Here is a 16,048-nt window from a genome sequence, read left to right on the forward strand (position 1 = left end):
CTCATCCTGAGGCGCCGGAGCGCAGCGGAGGCCTCGAAGGAGCCCTCCAGCCAGCCGCGCGATCCCTGGAGGGCTCCTTCGAGGCGGCTGCGCCGCACCTCAGGATGAGGGGGGAGTGTGGGATCTCCGCCAACCGGAACCGTCACGCGACGGGAACCGGGCGGACAAACAGGCTGTCGGGGAGCCGCATCGTCGCAGAACGACGCCGGGTAAGGCGGTCCGGCCCCTGAGACGCCGCCGACATCGGCCACATCTTGACAGGTGCGGGCAGCCTGCCGCTCTCCAGGCGGATGCCGGACGACATCAACGATATCGCCATCGTGGGCGGCGGGCCGGCCGGGCTGGCCGCGGCCGAGGTGCTGGCGCAGGCCGGCCGCGCGGTCACGGTTTACGACCGGATGCCCTCTGTCGCCCGCAAGCTGCTGATCGCCGGGCGCGGCGGCCTCAACCTCACCCACAGCGAGCCGCGCGCGGCCTTCCTGGCCCGCTACCATCCCGCCGGCCACCTGGACGCCGCCATCGCGGCGTTTCCCCCGGAGGCCCTGCGAGACTGGTGCGCGGATCTCGGCGAGCCGACCTTCGTGGGATCGAGCGGGCGGGTGTTTCCGACGAGCTTCAAGGCATCGCCGCTGCTCCGGGCCTGGCTGGCGCGGCTCGACCGGCTCGGGGTCCGGATCCGCACCCGACACCGGCTCACGGCGATCGGTGAGGCACTTGCCTTCGCGACGCCGGACGGGCCGGTCGAGATCCGGCCCCGGGCTGCCCTGCTGGCGCTCGGCGGGGCGAGCTGGCCGCGGCTCGGCTCTGACGGGCTCTGGGTGCCGCTTCTCGAGGGGCTCGGCGTGGACGTCGCGCCCCTGGAGCCGGCCAATGCGGGCTTTGCCGTGGCGTGGTCCGCCCTGTTCCGCGAGCGGTTTTCCGGGGCGCCGCTCAAGCGGGTGGCGCTCGCCTGCGACGGCGTTGCGGTCCGGGGCGAGGCCGTGATCACGGCCGCCGGGATCGAGGGCGGGGCGATCTACGCCCTGTCGCGGCCCCTGCGGACGGCGATCGCCGGGCGGGGCCGTGCCCGGCTCACCGTCGATCTGCGCCCCGACCTGACCGGGACGGATCTCGCCCGCCGCCTCGCCGGCGCCCGGCCGGGGGACTCGACCGCGACCCGCCTGCGCAAGGCCGCGGGGCTCTCGCCGGTGGCCGCGGGTCTCCTGCGCGAGGCGGCCGGCCAAAACCTTCCCGGCGAGCCCGAGGCGCTCGCCGGGCTGATCAAGGCCGCCCCCCTCGACCTCACCGGCTCGGCCCCGATCGAGCGGGCGATCTCGACGGCGGGCGGGGTCCGGCTCGACGCCCTCGACGGCCGCGCCATGCTGCGCGCCCGTCCCGGCCTGTTCCTGGCCGGCGAGATGCTCGACTGGGAGGCGCCGACCGGCGGCTACCTGCTCCAGGGCGCCTTCGCGGGCGGACGGGCCGCCGCCGCCGGGATGCTCGACTGGCTGCGCCAGAGCGGCGGCTAGGGCGCCCGTCGCGGCTAGGACGCTCGTCGCCGAAGGGGATACCGGCTCACCGCCGGGTGCAGAACCCGACGATCCCCGAGGCGTCCGCCGGGCAGGTGGCGCCCTCCCCGTCATAGACGGGGGTGCCGCCCTTGATGCAGTGGGCGGTGACCAGCATCTCATCGGCCGCGCAGGTGACGGTGCAGCCGCCCGCGCAGTCGGACTTGCGCACGGCCCGCAGGGCGGATGCGCCGGTCTCGCCCCTGGACCCTGCCCCGCCGGCCGGGCCGGGCTCGCCCTTGATGCCCGGCTCGCCCTTCGGTCCTGGATCGCCCTTTGCGCCCGGAATTCCCGCAGCACCCGGCTCACCCTTCTCGCCAGGCTCTCCCTTGCTGCCCGGTTCACCCTTGCTGCCCGAGTCGCCCTTGCTGCCCGGTTCACCCTTCGGGCCGGTCTCGCCCTTCGGACCAGGCTCCCCGGTCGGACCCGCGGCGCCCTGGGGGCCGGGCGGGCCCGGCGGGCCTTCGGCGGCGCAGTTCGCGACGACCGCCTCGCGCTCGTCCGGGTCGGCCTTGAGGGTCACCACGCAGGTCGGCGGCCGGTAGGGGACCCGGAACGCGAAGCGCCCGCGCCGGTCGGCCTGGATCGAGATGTCGTCGTCCAGGACCACGATCGCCCCCGGCTTGCGCACCGAGCCCGAGATCCGCAGGTCGCCGGCCTCGATCCGGGCGTCGTAGACCATGATCGGCTGGCTCGGGACCGGCGCGTGCCGGGGGCGCGGCTTGGCCTGGCGCGGGGGCGCCTCGGAGGATGGGGCGGGGCCGGGGTCGGGCGGCTGCTGGGCGAGGGCCGCTCCTGAGAGGGCGAGCAGGATCGTCAAGGCGAGGGCTGGGCGCATGCTCGGACCGTGTCGGCCGCGTCTGGCGCGGCAGACGACTGTGGTCTCGGCTCGCGGGCTCGGTCAACCGTGGCTTTGGTCGCGGGCGGGGCGGCTGATTCCACAGGCGTCCACAATCATCCACAGGCCAAGCTGCTGGCCCGGCGTCCGATTCAGGTGACCCGCTGAAACGGTTTGAACATGTTCCTGTTATGTTCTTATCGTCCGGCATGATCGGAGCACGCGGAGATGGGGCTGGACCCTGCGAACCAGACCGGGCGGGATCCCGCGCCGGGCAGCCCCCGGGAGCGGCTGGCGGCGCTGCGGGCGCGCCTGTCCGCGTCGGCCGGTCCGGCAGCCCCGCCGTCGGTCCTGTCCCTGGATCTGCCGGCGATCGACGCGCACCTGCCCGGCGGCGGTCTGGCGCTCGGGCCGCCGCACGAAATCGCCCCGGCCGAGCCTGCGGACGCGATCGCGGCCCTGAGCTTCGCCCTGGCGCTCTGTGCCGCCCGGCTCGCCCGCACGCAAGGCGCGGCGCTGATCGCCGCCGCCCCGAACCAGCCGTTGCCCCACGGGCCCGGCCTGGCCGGCCTCGGCCTGGATCCGGCCCGGCTGCTCCTGCTGGAAGCGGGCGGCGACGCGGAGGTGTTCCGCGCGCTCGAGGCGGCGCTCCACGCCCGCACCTTGTCGGCGCTCGTCGGCCTGGTCCAGGACGGCCTGCCGCTGAAGCCGGGCCGGCGCCTGCAGCTCGCCGCCGAAGGGGGCACGGAGGGCGACGGGCCGCCGCTCGTGCTGATCCTGCGGCCCGCCGAGGCCGGGCTGCCCAACGGCGCCGCCACCCGGTGGCGGATCGCCTCGGCTCCGGCCGCCCGGGACCGGTTCGGCACCCTCGACAACCCGCGCTGGCGGGCGCGCCTCGATCGCTGCCGCAACGGCCGGGGCGGCGACTGGCTTCTGGAGTGGGACCATGCCGCGCATCGTCTGCGTCTGCCTGAGCCATTGGCCCGTGACGCGGTTGCGGCGGGCCGGTCTCGTGCCTGACCGGGGCCCGCTCGCGGTGGCGGCCGAGGGGCCCGGCGGCCTGCGGCTCCTCGCCCTCGACCCGGAGGCGGGTGCCCTCGGCTTGAGGCCCGGCGAACTCCTGGGCCGGGTCCGGGCGCGGATCGGCGTGCCGCTCCAGGTCTACCCCGCCGATCCCGAAGCCGACCGGGCAGCGCTGCTGCGGCTCTGCCGCTGGGCGGAGTGCTACGCCCCCGGGGTGGCGCCGTTCGGGCCGGCCGAGGCCGCGGACGGGTTTTACGTCGACGTCGCCGGGGCGAGCCACCTGCGCGGGGGCGAGGCCCCCCTCGTGGACGACCTCGCCGGGCGCCTCGCCCGGTCGAAGATTCCCGCCCGGATCGCGCTGGCCGACACCCCCGGCGGCGCCTTCGCTGTGGCCCGCTTCGGCGCCGCCGACCGGGTGGTCGTACCCCCCGGCGAGGCCGCCCGGGCCCTCGGGGGGCTGCCCGTGGAGGCCCTGCGCCTCGATCCCGGCACGGTCTCGGGCCTGAGGCGGCTCGGCCTGCGCCGGGTCGGCGAGATCGACGCCCTCGCCCGGGGGCCGCTGGCCCGCCGCTTCGGCGAGGCCCTGCTGCTGCGCCTCGACCAGGCGATGGGCCGCCGGCCCGAACCCCTGGCGCCGCTCACCGAGGAGGCCGCGTACCGGGCCGCCCGGGGCTTCCTCGACCCGATCGGCCGGCAGTCGGACATCGTCGTCACCGCCCGGCTGCTGATGGCGGAGATCGCCCCCCGGCTGGAGCGCGACGGGGTCGGCGCCTGCGCCCTGCGCCTCGTCCTGCACCGGGTCGACGGGGTCACGCGCGCCCTCGATCTCGGCCTGTCCCGGCCCGAGCGCTGTCCCGAGCGCGTCGCCACCCTGGTCTCCCTGCGCCTCGACCGCCTCGGGGCGGCTCTCGACGCCGGCTTCGGCTTCGAGACCGTGGCGCTCACCGTCACGGTGACCGGGCCGATGACGGCCCGCCAGACGGATCTCGGGGCGTCGCCCCAGGGGGACGGGATCGGAGTCCTGGCCGACGCCCTGGCGCAGAGGCTCGGCCGGCCGCTCCTGCGCCTCGGGGCGCGGGCGAGCCACCTCCCGGAGCGCGCCGGCCACACCCTCCCGTGGACTGCAGACCCGACGCCCTGGCCGGACCACCTCCCGCCCCGGCCCCTGGTGCTGTTCCCCCGGGGCGAGGCTGCCCTCGACGTGCTGTCCACGGTGCCCGAGGGACCGCCCCGGCGCTTCCGCTGGCGCGCCCGGATCCACGCGATCGTCCATGCCGAGGGGCCGGAGCGGATCGCGGCCGAGTGGTGGCACACGCCCGGCGCGCCCGCCGCCGGCAGGGATGCCGACGCGGCGAACGGGGGCGCCTCCGGCCAGGCCCGGGACTATTACCGGGTCGAGTGCGCGGCCGGCCGAAGGCTCTGGCTGTACCGGGACGGGCCGCACGCCCCCGGCCGCCCGGCCGCCTGGTTCGTCCACGGGGTGTTCCCATGAGCGATCCCGCCTACGCCGAACTCGCCCTGACCACGAACTTCTCGTTTTTACGCGGCGCCTCGCATCCGCAGGAATACGTCGTGCAAGGCGCAGCCTACGGGCTCGCCGCGATCGGGATCGCCGACCGCAACACCGTGGCCGGGGTGGTGCGGGCCCATGCGGCGGCCCAGGCCCTCGCGGCGGAGGGCGTGGCGATCCGTGTCCTGCCGGGCGTGCGCCTCGTCACCGAGGACGGGTTCGAGGCCGTGACCTATCCGGTGGACCGGCAGGCCTGGGGCCGCCTCTGCCGGTTGCTCACCCAGGGCAACCGGCGCAGCCGCAAGGGCGCGTGCCAGTTCTCCTTCGCCGAGATGCTGGAGGCCGCCGAGGGACAGATGTTCATCGCGATCCCGCCGGGCCGGCGCCCGCGGCCCCCGGACGGCTTCCTCGGGCGGCTCGAGGCCCTGGCCGCCGCCGCGCCGGGCCGGACCTGGCTCGGGGCGAGCCATGCGCGGCGGGGCGACGAGCGCCGCCGTCTCGGCCTCCTGGCCGAGCTGGGGGAGACCTACGGGGCGCCCATGGTCGCGATCTCGGATGCGCTCTACCACCATCCCGACCGGCGCCCGCTCCAGGACGTGGTGGCCTGCATCCGCGAACGCTGCCGGATCGGGGAGGCCGGCTATCGGCTGGAGGCCAACGCCGAGCGCCACCTGAAGCCGCCCTCCGAGATCGCCCGGCTGTTCGCCGACCATCCGGAGGCGCTCGCCCGCACGGTCGAGATCGCGCAGGCCTGCACCTTCTGCCTGTCGCAGCTGCACTACGAGTATCCCGACGAGCCGGTGCCCCCCGGGCGCACGGCCCAGGAATACCTGGAGGAGAAGACCTGGGAGCGGGCGCGCTGGCGCTATGCCGGCGCCGTCCCGGACTCGGTCGGGGCCACGCTCGGCGAGGAGCTGCGGCTCATCGCCAAGCTGGACTACGCCCGCTACTTCCTGACCCTGTTCGACGTGGTCGAGTTCGCCCGGAGCCGGGGAATCCTGTGCCAGGGGCGCGGCTCGGCGGCCAATTCCGCCGTGTGCTTCTGCCTGGGCATCACCGCGGTGGACCCGTCCAAGCACCGGCTGCTGTTCGCCCGGTTCATCTCCGAGAACCGGGGCGAGCCCCCCGACATCGACGTCGATTTCGAGCACGAGCGGCGGGAGGAGGTGATCCAGCACCTCTACCACCGCTACGGGCGGGAGCGTGCCGCCCTCTGCGCCACGGTGATCCACTACCGTCCGCGCATGGCGATCCGGGAGGTCGGCAAGGTCTTGGGGCTCACCGAGGACGTGACCGCGGCGATCGCCGACACGGTTTGGGGCTCCTGGGGCAAGGACGTGCCGGACAAGCACGTGCGCGAGGCCGGCCTCGACCCCGACAACCCGGTGCTCCGGCAGGCGCTCGACCTCGCGCACCAGCTGATCGGCTTCCCCCGCCACCTGTCGCAGCATGTCGGCGGCTTCATCCTGACCCGCGGGCGCCTCGACGAGACCGTGCCGGTGGGCAACGGCGCCATGGCGGACCGCACCTTCATCGAGTGGGACAAGGACGACATCGACGCGATCGGCCTGATGAAGGTCGACGTGCTGGCGCTCGGCATGCTGACCTGCCTCAAGCGCGGCCTCGATTTTCTGGAGACGGACCACGGCGTCTTCTACGAGACCCTGGCCGACCTGCCCCGGGAGGATCCCGACACCTACGCGATGCTGGCGAAGGCCGATTCCGTCGGCGTGTTCCAGGTCGAGAGCCGGGCGCAGATGTCGATGCTGCCCCGCCTCAAGCCGAAGGAATTCTACGACCTCGTCGTCCAGGTGGCGATCGTGCGCCCGGGCCCGATCCAGGGCGACATGGTCCATCCCTACCTGCGCCGGCGGTCGGGGCAGGAGCCGGTGGTCTATCCGTCGCCCGACCCCGCCCACGGCGATGCGGACGAGCTGAAGGAAGTCCTGAAAAAAACCTACGGCGTGCCGCTGTTCCAGGAGCACGCGATGCAGATCGCCATCACGGCGGCGGGCTTCACCCCGGCCGAGGCCGACGGCCTGCGCCGGGCGATGGCGACGTTCCGGCATGTCGGCACGATCGGCGGCTTCGAGCAGAAGTTCGTGGGCGGGATGACCCGCCGCGGCTACCCGGCGGATTTCGCCCAGCGCTGCTTCGCGCAGATCAAGGGGTTCTCTACCTACGGTTTCCCGGAGAGCCACGCGGCGAGCTTCGCGCTCCTGGTCTACGCCTCGGCCTGGATGAAGTGCCGGCACCCGGACGTGTTCCTGGCCGCGATCCTCAACGCCCAGCCGATGGGCTTCTACCAGCCGGCCCAGCTGGTGCGGGACGCCCGCGCCCACGGGGTCGAGGTGCGGGGCGTCTGCGTCAACGCCAGCGCCTGGGACTGCACCCTGGAGCCGGCCGGGGATCCGAAGCTGCACGCGGTGCGTCTCGGCCTGCGCCAGGTGAACGGCCTGCCTGAGGCCGCGATGCACCGGCTCGTCCGGCTTCGCGCCAACGGCTATGCCAGCATCGAGGGCCTGCAGGCGGCCCTCGCCTTGCCACGCAACGCCTTGGAGCGCCTGGCCGAGGCCGATGCGTTCCGGTCGCTCGGCCTCGATCGGCGCGCCGCCCTGTGGATGGTGCGGACCCTCGAGGGCACCTCGGCCCGGAGGGCGGCCAAGGCAGACGGCACCGAGCGGCGCGGCCACCTCCTCGACGCGCCGCTGCCGCTGTTCGCCTGGCACGCCGACGACGGCCTGTTCCGGCACGAGCCGAACGTGGACCTGCCCTCGCTGCCCCTGTCCGAGGCGGTGGCCGAGGATTACGCCGCCACCGGCCTGTCCCTGCAGGGGCACCCGGTCGCGTTCTTCCGGGGCCGGCTCGCCCGGATCGGCGCGATCCCGGCCCGGGCCCATCAGGATCCGGCCCTGCCCCAGGGCGCCCGGGTCACGGTGGCGGGCCTGGTGCTGATCCGCCAGCGGCCGGGCACCGCCAAGGGCGTGGTGTTCCTGACCCTGGAGGACGAGACCGGCATCGCCAACGTGATCATCTGGAAGACGGTGTTCGAGGCGAACCGCCGGGCCGCCATGCAGGCCCGTTTCCTCGCCGTGCGCGGCCGGGTGCAGCGAGCCAAGGGGGTGGTCCACTTGGTCGCCGAGGGATTTCGCGATCTGACGGAATCCCTGCGCGACCTGCGCGCCGCCGGGATGAAGCTGCCCCCCGAGACCACCGATTTCGGGGCGCCTCAGGACCGGCGGGCGTATCCGAGCCGGGATTTCCATTGAGCGTTCGACCGGGGACGCCCGCCGCGAACGCGCGCGCAGCGACGCGACCGAGCGGCGGATGACAGACGCTTGGCAGCGCCTGCCGGCGACCCGATCGAGGCGTACACGGTGCTCCTAGGATCTGCCGAAAAGCGGATAGGGGCCCCGATCAGCCTCGACCAAGTGGACCCGCATCGAGTTGTTCGAGGATCCGCGTCAGCGTCGCACGATTGTTTTTATCGTCTGCGTTTTCGAGTGCATCTTCCAACACGAGCCGGATATCCTCGGCCTCGACTTTCTCCATGTCCCAGTTCGGGTAAAGACGCTCTCGTTCTTCTTCGCTCTGGCTCAGCGAAACGATGTCGTGATGCCGCTTGTCGCGATGCAAAATCGCGATCAGGTTCTGGATCTTGGTGGCCGGCCCCTCAATCCACTGGAAGAAGACGCCGCTGCCGAAAACCAGCACCCCGGTGATGCCGTGTTCGAAATTGTTGCGCTGGGCCGTCTCGACGATGCGGCAGACTTCGGCGTCGTCAACGCCCTCGGCGGCACGACTGCAATAGACAAAATGGTAGAGTTTGGGCAGTGCAGCTTCGTCTAACTCGACGCCGCGCGGGATGCCGTATTCGTCGAACATGAGTAAGCTCGCTTGATGTGTGACACTGTAATCAAGCCGCGACCTCAATCGGACCCGCGCCCGCATATGCGGGGCGGTGCCGGTCCAATCCGGTCGAGACTCATACGTTGCGGATCGCTCAGCGGTTCATGAGTCGCGAAGCGCGTCGCCGCGTTCGGGTTCGGCCGCAAGCCGCTCGAAGACTTTCAATGCTTGCACAGGAGTGGCCCGGTTTATCGCGCCGTTCGCGACTTCAGCTTGTGACCACATCCAAGATCGGGCCGGATCGTCCCGCATGGCCCAGCTCGGGAATAATCGGTCCGTCACAGTGTGATAGGACAATCGCCTGATCTCCAAATGCCGGTCGTCCCGCAAGATCCGAGCATAGGTGTCATCCAGCGCTTCGGCCGAGCCCTCCAACAACTGCATGTAGACATCGGCCCTACAGATGAGGGCGCCAGTGATCCCATCTCGCGCGTTGCATCGCCGCGATTGCGATAGGATGCCGTTGAGCATCGCTTGGTCAAACCCAAAGGGGCGTGAGGCATAGATGAGCTGAACGACAGACATGGCTGCTGGATCCTATCGGGCCGTCGGATTGGTTCGGATCGGTAGAGAGATCTACGTTCGGTCGTTCACAGGCTCGAAGGCGGATGTGAGCAATCTCTGCGCGAGCAGAACCGCGGTGGGTGCATCGACCGCCGAGGCATCGGCGCCGACCCGTTCGACGTATTCGGGATGCTCCAGGAAGACGGGTCCCCCGACCATGACGCCGATCGAGGGGTTGAGCGACGCCCGTCGTACCGCCTGGATCGAGGCGGCGAGTTGATCGAGATGGCTCTCCCGGCTCAGCGTCAGACCCACGACGCCGAACCGCTCCGAAGCGACGAGATCGGCGATCTCCTGGGGGCTGGAGGCAAGCCCGCTATCCGCATGCCAGCCGGCCTTCCGCATGAACTGTTCGACGATGGCCAAGCCGAAGGTGTGAAGTTCGCCCGGTGCTCCCATCAGGAGGATGCGGCGCCCGCTATCGTAGGGCGCGACGCCTCCGTCCGTGCGGAACGTGGCCAGCAGGAACTGGAGTTGGGCGAGGCCGGCCGTGACCTCGATGAAGTCGCACAGATCGTCGTCCCACATGCGCCCCAGCAGGGCCGCCGAAGGTGCCAACAGGTCGAGGAACAGGTCGTCGACGGAATATCCCTTGGCCGTCAGGGCGGTGAAGGCGTCCATGAGGGCCGTGACGTCGTGCCCGAGGATCAGGTCCGTGAAGCCCGCGACCGTTTCCGCTTCCAGCTTCGGCAGGACGTCCGACCGGACCTCCCTCTCGCCGCGATCGACCAGCATCATCCGCGGGATGATGTCCGTCTGAACGATGCGGCCAAGCGCTAGGGTTCGGTGCCGTGCCTCGTCGACGGATCTTCGTCGTGCATAATCCTCCCGGGCATACGCCGCTTCGGCGATCCCCTCCGTGATCAGATCGGCCCACTCTCGGTGGGTTGATCCCTGATCCAGCATTGCCTCCTCCCCATGGTCCGGGGTTGGCATCCCCGTTTGTTATTGACCGTCGTCGGCGAGTACGGGGCGCAGGAGAGACGCAAATGCGCGCGTTGTAAAGGAGACGACTCTCCTACCGCGCTCGCCCGATATCAGCAGTTTACGGCGGGCAGAGAAGTACAGCCGTCAGGCGGGAGATACAGGTCTTCGAACGTCCGCCCCTCGTCGACCGCAGCCTCGGGCGGACCGACTGCTCCCCAGCCGTTACGGACGGCACCAAACGTCGGATCCCGTCTCGGCGCATGAAGACGCAGACCCATCGACCGCCACGCCGCCCTTGACAATGTTCCTATTTTGTGCTCATTAGCCGTCACCTGTCCTTCGGCGGTGTGGGGGTGACTCCACGGCGCTCCTCGGGGGTCCGTCCGGTGGCTGACCGGCGGGCTCGGGGGACGGGGCGATGCCCGCGTCGGTGGCTCTCAGCCGCCATCGCCCCGGGCGGCGTGCCGATGCAGGGCGTGTCTCGGATGCGGGCGTGAAGATCGGGCGGTAGTCTGCCCGGCGGGGTGCGGAAATGCCCCCGCGGCGACCCGGATCTGGGCGTGACCCTCAGAAACCTGCGGACCCGCCCACTACGAGGCGGATGTCGGGTGGAAGGCCACGGCGGTGATGCGGGTTCCGGGGGCGTCTCGGCTGCGATTGCGGCTTGGGCGCCATGGGCAGTGACCGCTAACACGGAGTCGCGGGGATCGGGGCGTCGCACAGACATCGCGACGAGACAGACGGCACCGGCCGGGGACCATGCCCGGCCGATGCCGCGGGTCGCCGCGGGGATCGGATCCCGCGCGTAACTTGGCCGACACCTGGGTTCCCGCGGCGTCCCGCGTCCAGCGTGAGGAGACTTCTTGGGCCATGCCCCCGGCGCACCAGGCGCGCGGGGACGATGAAGCCTGTCGGGAGGTCGCGTGGCCGGCGCGCCCGCAAAACCGGACCGGGGCCCACCCGTGCGGCATCCTGTCTGGTCGATTCCAGAATCAAAGTGAGACTGGGCTGAACCCAATCTTCTGATTGGCCGTTGAGCGTTCGGCACTGCGACCGCGCAGGCCCAGCCGATTGCCGGAGGTCACGAACGCCGGGCATGAAAGAGTCGATTCGATGGAACAGCCCGACGCTTGGCATCTGACGGACCGGCTCGATGCCGAACACGGCAAGGGCGATCCGTTCGCCGCCGCGGTCCGTGCCACGCGGATGGCGATGATCGTGACCAATCCGCGCCTGCCCGACAACCCGATCGTCTTCGCCAACGACGCGTTCCTGCGGATGAGCGGCTATGACCGCCAGGATGTGCTCGGCCGCAACTGCCGCTTCCTCCAGGGGCCCGACACCGACCGGGGCGCCGTGGCGCTGATCCGGGAGGCCGTGGCGGCCCAGCGCGACATCGCGATCGACGTCCTGAACTATCGCAAGGACGGGGCGCCGTTCTGGAACGCCCTGTATCTCAGCCCCGTCGCCAACGAGGCCGGCGAGGTGCTGTTCTTCTTCGCCTCGCAGCTCGACGTCACCGATCGCGTCGACGCGCACCTGCAGGTGCAGAAGGAGAAGGACCATTTCGAGGCCGAGGTCGCCCGCCGGACCCGCGACCTCACCGAGGCCCTGGCCACGCAGACCATGCTGGTCCACGAGGTCGATCATCGGGTCAAGAACAACCTCCAGATGATCGCGGCCCTCCTGGCCATGCAGACGCGGGCGATCACCGATCCCGCCGCCCGCGCCGCGATGGAATCCATGCTGACCCGGGTGGAGGCCCTCGGCACGGTCCACCGCAGGCTCTACCAGTCCAACAACGTCGAGCGGTTCGACGTGGCCGAGTTCGCTCGCGACCTCGCCACCGACCTGATCCGCGGTTCCGGGACCGACCGGATCCGCCTGCACCTGGATCTGGAAACCGTGGAGATCCCGGTGACAAAGGCCCCGCCGGTGGCGCTGATGATGAACGAGCTGATCACCAACGCCCTCAAGCACGCCTTCCCGGACCACCGCGCCGGCCGGCTCTCCGTGACGGTGGCGCCGGACGACCGCCACTTCACCATCAAGATCGCCGACGACGGCGTCGGCATGCCCGTGCAGGTCATGGAGCAGCGCTCGTTCGGCAAGCGGCTGATCGGCACCCTCTGCCGCCAGCTCAATGCCAGCATCGCCTGGCAGGCGAACGACCCGGGCACGATCGTCAACGTTCGCCTGCCCCGCGAATTGGCTACCGGTCCGGAGGCCAGATGAGCGAGCCGATGCGAATCCTCGTCGTCGAGGACGAGGCCCTGATCCTGATGCAGATCGAGATGATGCTGGAGGAGGCCGGCTATCGCGTCGTGGGCACCGCCATGACGGCGGCAGAGGCGATCGCCCTCGTCCACGAAACCCGGCCCGAACTGGTGCTGATCGACCTGCGCCTCGGCGATGATTCCTCGGGCGTGGACGTGGCGCACGCGGTGCGCGCCATCGGCGGCATCACGGCCGCCTTCATGACCGCCAACGCCCGGGCCCTCTCGGACGACCTGGAGGGCGCCACGGCGGTGATCGCCAAGCCGTTCACCGGAGCGGTCCTGGAGGAATCCCTGGCCTACCTCGAGGATTGCGTCCGCCGGCCGCCGCCGGCCGAGCTGGTGCCGACCGGGATGCGCCTCGCCCCGGCCCTGCTCAAGAGCTTCGCCCAGATGCGGCAGTGAACGCCGCCCTCGACACCTCCGGCCCGGCGCGTAGAGTGCCGGCCATGTCAAGCTTCCGCGTCGCCCGCCCGCTCCTGGCCACATTCCTCGCGGCCCTGGCCGGCCTGCCCCTCGCCGCCCGGGCGGAGCCGTGTGACGACCTCGCCCAGCAGATCGCCGGGGCGATCGGCGGCAAGGTCGGCAAGCGCGCCGGGCCGAGCATCGACATCCGCCTGGCCGGTCCGATCAAGTTCGACGTGACCTGCCGGGCCGAACCGATCGTGCAGGCGACCTCCGCGGAGCCCGCTCCCTCGGCGGCCTTCTTCCGCGACCTCGCGGCGGCCTCGGAGATCCTGGTCGGCGAGCCGGCCGCGCGGGTCGAGCCGATCATCGCCGACGCCTACCGGACCGCCCTGTCGGACCGCCGCAAGTCGTTCATCCAGCAGAACGGCTGGTCCGCCTCCTGCTACACCGATCCCGGCAGCAGCGCGATGCGCACCCTGTGCTCGGTGGGGCGCATCCCGCCGCGCTGATCAATACTCGATCACGTCCTCAAGCGCGTAATGCTTCACGGTCTTCCGGTTGGCGATCAGCTCGTCCACGGTCGGCTCGCCCTTGAGGGCCCGGGCGATGGCGAGCTTCGTCGCCTCGTAGTTGGTGCGGTACAGGTCCTTGCGGTCGAGGTTGTCGTCCTCCGCGCAGCGCGGGTCGAGCCAGATCATGACGATCATGCACAGCTCGTCGAGACCGTCCTTGGGCAGCACGCCCTCGATGATGCAATCCACGATCGCGTCGCCGGTGGCGGCCTGGACGACGCCGCCGAGCAGCTCGACATACTCGGCCGTGTGGATCGTCGCCTTGGTGGTCATCATCGTGGCGGGGCGCACGAGCTGGTTGAGGTCGCGCACCACGAACATCCGGGTGTGGCCCTGGACCTGCCCCATCATCGACGCGAAGGCCTGACCCACCGGTCCCCGTACCGAGCCGATCAGCACCTCGGGCATGGCGTCGGTGTACTGCCCGTCGGCGGCCAGGACGGTGGCCTCGCCGGTGCGGAACCAGATCTCTTGCATGTGTCGCGACTCCCCGTGTCAGGTCGCCCGGGGGAGACATCATCGAGGCGCCGGCGTCAATCGCTCCGGAGCAGGCCGACCCCGTCGAGGGCGCCGACCCCGGCGATCGCCACGGTCGGGCCGGCGCTCTTGAGGAACTCGGATCCGCGGGGCAGGGAAGTCGGGTGCGGCGCGACGCGGGAACAGTCCCGGGCCAGGGCCGTTCCGGCCGGAGCCTGCGGCGTTGTCTCGGGTCCGGCAGCCGGGAGGGATGTCATGACGGAGAGCACGGATCGGGGGGGCGGCTGGAGCCTCCAGGCGAGCGCCATGCCGGACGGGGTACGGCTCGAACTCGCCCTCGCCGACCTCGGCGGCGGCCCGGTCACCGCGGCGATCGTGCTGGACCGGGCGGAGGCCCGGGCCTTCGCCCGCGCCCTGCTGGCGGCGGCCGGCGATGCGGCCGAGCGCACCTTCCCCAAGCCGGGCGCCTGACCGGGCGGTCTCGGGGCCGGCGCGGGCGGCTCAGATCATTGTTGGATGAAGCCCGGATTGCGGCCCGGCAGGCGCGGCACCACCGTGCCCCGCTTCTCGATCGGCGCGTCGCAGGCGTAGGTGAATTCGCTCTTCTGCGGATCGAACACCGTCTCGCCGGTGATCCGGCAATCCTCCCGCACGGTCTCGTCGAGATAGGCGCGGGCGGCGGTGCGGAAGCGCTTCACCCGGGTCGCGGCCGGATCGGGATCGATCCGCACCTCGCTGAGATTGCAGCCGGTGTACTCGCGCAGGGCGTTCGAGACGACGAGCATCCGGCGCACCTGCCGGTTGTCGTAGACCTCGTAGGGCTCCTTGCAGCCGATGGTGACCACCTGCGGGGTGAGCGCCACGTAGTTGCGCGAGATATACGAGAACCCGGTGGTGCAGCCGGCCAGCGCCAGGCCGACGGCCCCGGCACCGATGGGCAGAAGAGCCGCGCGTCGCATCCTCGTCATCCCAAGCCCAATTCCAGCCCAGTCTCGAAGCCGCCGGGACGATCCGCCTGCCCCGCCGACCGGGGCAAGCACCTCGGCGCATTGAAACGGCGCCGCTTGCCCAGTCAATTCGTTTGTCGCCCGAGACGCCGTTCCAAGCGTCCGCGACCGGTCATCGCTCGACTCGGCGGTGGACGGCGCGCGTGACAGGCTTTGTTGCTGCGCCAGGACGGCGGAACGATCCGACCGGGTGGCGGCGCCGTTAGTCCTCGAAGACGTCCCCGACCAGCCGACGCACGAACTGGAACGCCTCCGTCGCCCCCGCGGCGACGCGTTGCTCCCCGGCCTCCCGGAGTTCGACCCGGTCGAGGGCGGCCGTGAAAAGCCGCCAATGCAACCCGCGTCCTTCGGGATGTCCGGCAAGATGGCGCGCACCGTGGGTTTCCGACAGGCCGAGCGCCCGGGCCTCCTTGAGCAGGATGGCCGCCCCGAGATTCGAGCCCTCGGCGACGTAGAGCCAGCCCAATCCCTGCGCCGGTTCGATCGTCCCGGGATGTTCCTCGGACGCGCCGTCAGGGACGGGCGCTCCGACATCGCGCAGATCCTGCTGGATCAAGGGCAGTCGGCGCCTGCCGTCGAGATCGGGCAGGACATGGGCGAACGCGCCATCGCGATAGACTCGATCGACGACCGCATGGAACCTGTACTGGATCTGGAGGAACAGCGCGTAGCGCTCCAGGCTCGCGAACGGCTTTGCCGCCATGATGCGCCGGTCGAGCTGATCATGGGCGGCCGCGGTCGCCACTCTCAGGCGCTTCACGCGGCTGCCGGTCTCGGCGATGTCGGATGATGCGGCGTCCATGCGATCTATGTCTGTCGTCCGGGCAAGGTGCCGTGGGCAGACGTGAGCGGCCCGCCGCGCCACTCTGACCGTCCCAGCCTATGGACCACTCCGGCGATTCGGGTCACCGAGGCTGGCCCGGGATCGTGCCGATCCGGCCAGACCGGTTCTGCCATGGCGGCGCGACCGCGTCACGGCACACAACGGCC

General features: G+C 71.3%; 16 protein-coding genes. 8 read left to right on the forward strand and 8 right to left on the reverse strand.

Translation table 11 applies throughout. The features are described from left to right. Positions 1-290 precede the first annotated feature (290 nt). Entirely contained in the window at positions 291-1,508 is a 1,218-nt protein-coding gene (locus AC0IY0_RS07655) for a TIGR03862 family flavoprotein (RefSeq protein WP_471763723.1), read from the forward strand. 46 nt (positions 1,509-1,554) lie between these two features. On the opposite strand, the gene AC0IY0_RS07660 is transcribed toward AC0IY0_RS07655, so the two are convergent. Further along, entirely contained in the window at positions 1,555-2,385 is an 831-nt protein-coding gene (locus AC0IY0_RS07660) for a collagen-like protein (RefSeq protein ID WP_471763477.1), read from the reverse strand. A 228-nt stretch (positions 2,386-2,613) separates the two neighbouring features. Between AC0IY0_RS07660 and AC0IY0_RS07665 the strand changes: the two genes are divergently transcribed. The 3 genes from AC0IY0_RS07665 to AC0IY0_RS07675 are packed head-to-tail and all read left to right on the forward strand — an operon-like array spanning position 2,614 to position 8,187. Beyond that, positions 2,614-3,405 (forward strand): ImuA family protein, encoded by a 792-nt coding sequence (locus AC0IY0_RS07665; protein ID WP_147910608.1) that lies wholly within the window; start codon positions 2,614-2,616, stop codon positions 3,403-3,405. Continuing rightward, the gene (locus AC0IY0_RS07670; protein ID WP_471763479.1) at positions 3,332-4,900 is read left to right on the forward strand and encodes a Y-family DNA polymerase; all 1,569 of its coding nucleotides are present in this window, start codon (positions 3,332-3,334) and stop codon (positions 4,898-4,900) included. The genes AC0IY0_RS07665 and AC0IY0_RS07670 overlap by 74 nt, the downstream gene beginning before the upstream one ends. Beyond that, positions 4,897-8,187 carry an error-prone DNA polymerase gene (locus AC0IY0_RS07675; protein WP_471763481.1) on the forward strand — a complete coding sequence of 1,097 codons (3,291 nt, stop codon included), beginning with the start codon at positions 4,897-4,899 and terminating at the stop codon, positions 8,185-8,187. The genes AC0IY0_RS07670 and AC0IY0_RS07675 overlap by 4 nt, the downstream gene beginning before the upstream one ends. A gap of 148 nt (positions 8,188-8,335) precedes the next feature. Here the strand turns inward: AC0IY0_RS07675 and AC0IY0_RS07680 are convergent, their stop codons facing one another. From AC0IY0_RS07680 to AC0IY0_RS07690, 3 genes are all read right to left on the reverse strand, one after another. Continuing rightward, the gene (locus AC0IY0_RS07680; protein ID WP_471763482.1) at positions 8,336-8,803 is read right to left on the reverse strand and encodes a BLUF domain-containing protein; all 468 of its coding nucleotides are present in this window, start codon (positions 8,801-8,803) and stop codon (positions 8,336-8,338) included. A gap of 126 nt (positions 8,804-8,929) precedes the next feature. Next, entirely contained in the window at positions 8,930-9,352 is a 423-nt protein-coding gene (locus tag AC0IY0_RS07685; protein WP_471763484.1) for a BLUF domain-containing protein, read from the reverse strand. A 51-nt stretch (positions 9,353-9,403) separates the two neighbouring features. Next, complete coding sequence (locus tag AC0IY0_RS07690) at positions 9,404-10,129, reverse strand: cobalamin B12-binding domain-containing protein (protein ID WP_461231172.1); 726 nt, start codon at positions 10,127-10,129, stop codon at positions 9,404-9,406. 1,302 nt (positions 10,130-11,431) lie between these two features. On the opposite strand from AC0IY0_RS07690, the gene AC0IY0_RS07695 reads away from it, so the two are divergent. The 3 genes from AC0IY0_RS07695 to AC0IY0_RS07705 are packed head-to-tail and all read left to right on the forward strand — an operon-like array spanning position 11,432 to position 13,511. Next, positions 11,432-12,553, forward strand: a complete 1,122-nt coding sequence (locus AC0IY0_RS07695; protein ID WP_147909323.1) for a histidine kinase dimerization/phosphoacceptor domain -containing protein — start codon at positions 11,432-11,434, stop codon at positions 12,551-12,553. Beyond that, a complete protein-coding gene (locus AC0IY0_RS07700; protein ID WP_147909322.1) occupies positions 12,550-12,999 on the forward strand; it encodes a response regulator in 450 nt (149 codons plus the stop codon). Before AC0IY0_RS07695 ends, AC0IY0_RS07700 begins: the two co-directional genes overlap by 4 nt. A gap of 44 nt (positions 13,000-13,043) precedes the next feature. Continuing rightward, positions 13,044-13,511, forward strand: a complete 468-nt coding sequence (locus AC0IY0_RS07705; protein ID WP_147940487.1) for a hypothetical protein — start codon at positions 13,044-13,046, stop codon at positions 13,509-13,511. Here the strand turns inward: AC0IY0_RS07705 and fae are convergent, their stop codons facing one another. After that, a complete protein-coding gene (gene fae, locus AC0IY0_RS07710; protein WP_471763486.1) occupies positions 13,512-14,051 on the reverse strand; it encodes a formaldehyde-activating enzyme in 540 nt (179 codons plus the stop codon). A gap of 56 nt (positions 14,052-14,107) precedes the next feature. Continuing rightward, the gene (locus AC0IY0_RS07715; protein ID WP_147909319.1) at positions 14,108-14,308 is read right to left on the reverse strand and encodes a hypothetical protein; all 201 of its coding nucleotides are present in this window, start codon (positions 14,306-14,308) and stop codon (positions 14,108-14,110) included. Between AC0IY0_RS07715 and AC0IY0_RS07720 the strand changes: the two genes are divergently transcribed. Beyond that, on the forward strand, positions 14,307-14,522 hold the full coding sequence (locus AC0IY0_RS07720) for a hypothetical protein (RefSeq protein ID WP_147909318.1): 216 nt from the start codon (positions 14,307-14,309) through the stop codon (positions 14,520-14,522). The genes AC0IY0_RS07715 and AC0IY0_RS07720 overlap by 2 nt on opposite strands. A 35-nt stretch (positions 14,523-14,557) precedes the next feature. On the opposite strand, the gene AC0IY0_RS07725 is transcribed toward AC0IY0_RS07720, so the two are convergent. Continuing rightward, positions 14,558-15,010: a hypothetical protein gene (locus AC0IY0_RS07725; protein WP_147940489.1), complete on the reverse strand. Its 453-nt coding sequence runs from the start codon at positions 15,008-15,010 to the stop codon at positions 14,558-14,560. 250 nt (positions 15,011-15,260) lie between these two features. Further along, on the reverse strand, positions 15,261-15,860 hold the full coding sequence (locus AC0IY0_RS07730; RefSeq protein WP_471763487.1) for a biliverdin-producing heme oxygenase: 600 nt from the start codon (positions 15,858-15,860) through the stop codon (positions 15,261-15,263). Positions 15,861-16,048 lie beyond the last annotated feature (188 nt).

Source organism: Methylobacterium sp. AC315 (assembly GCF_979253755.1).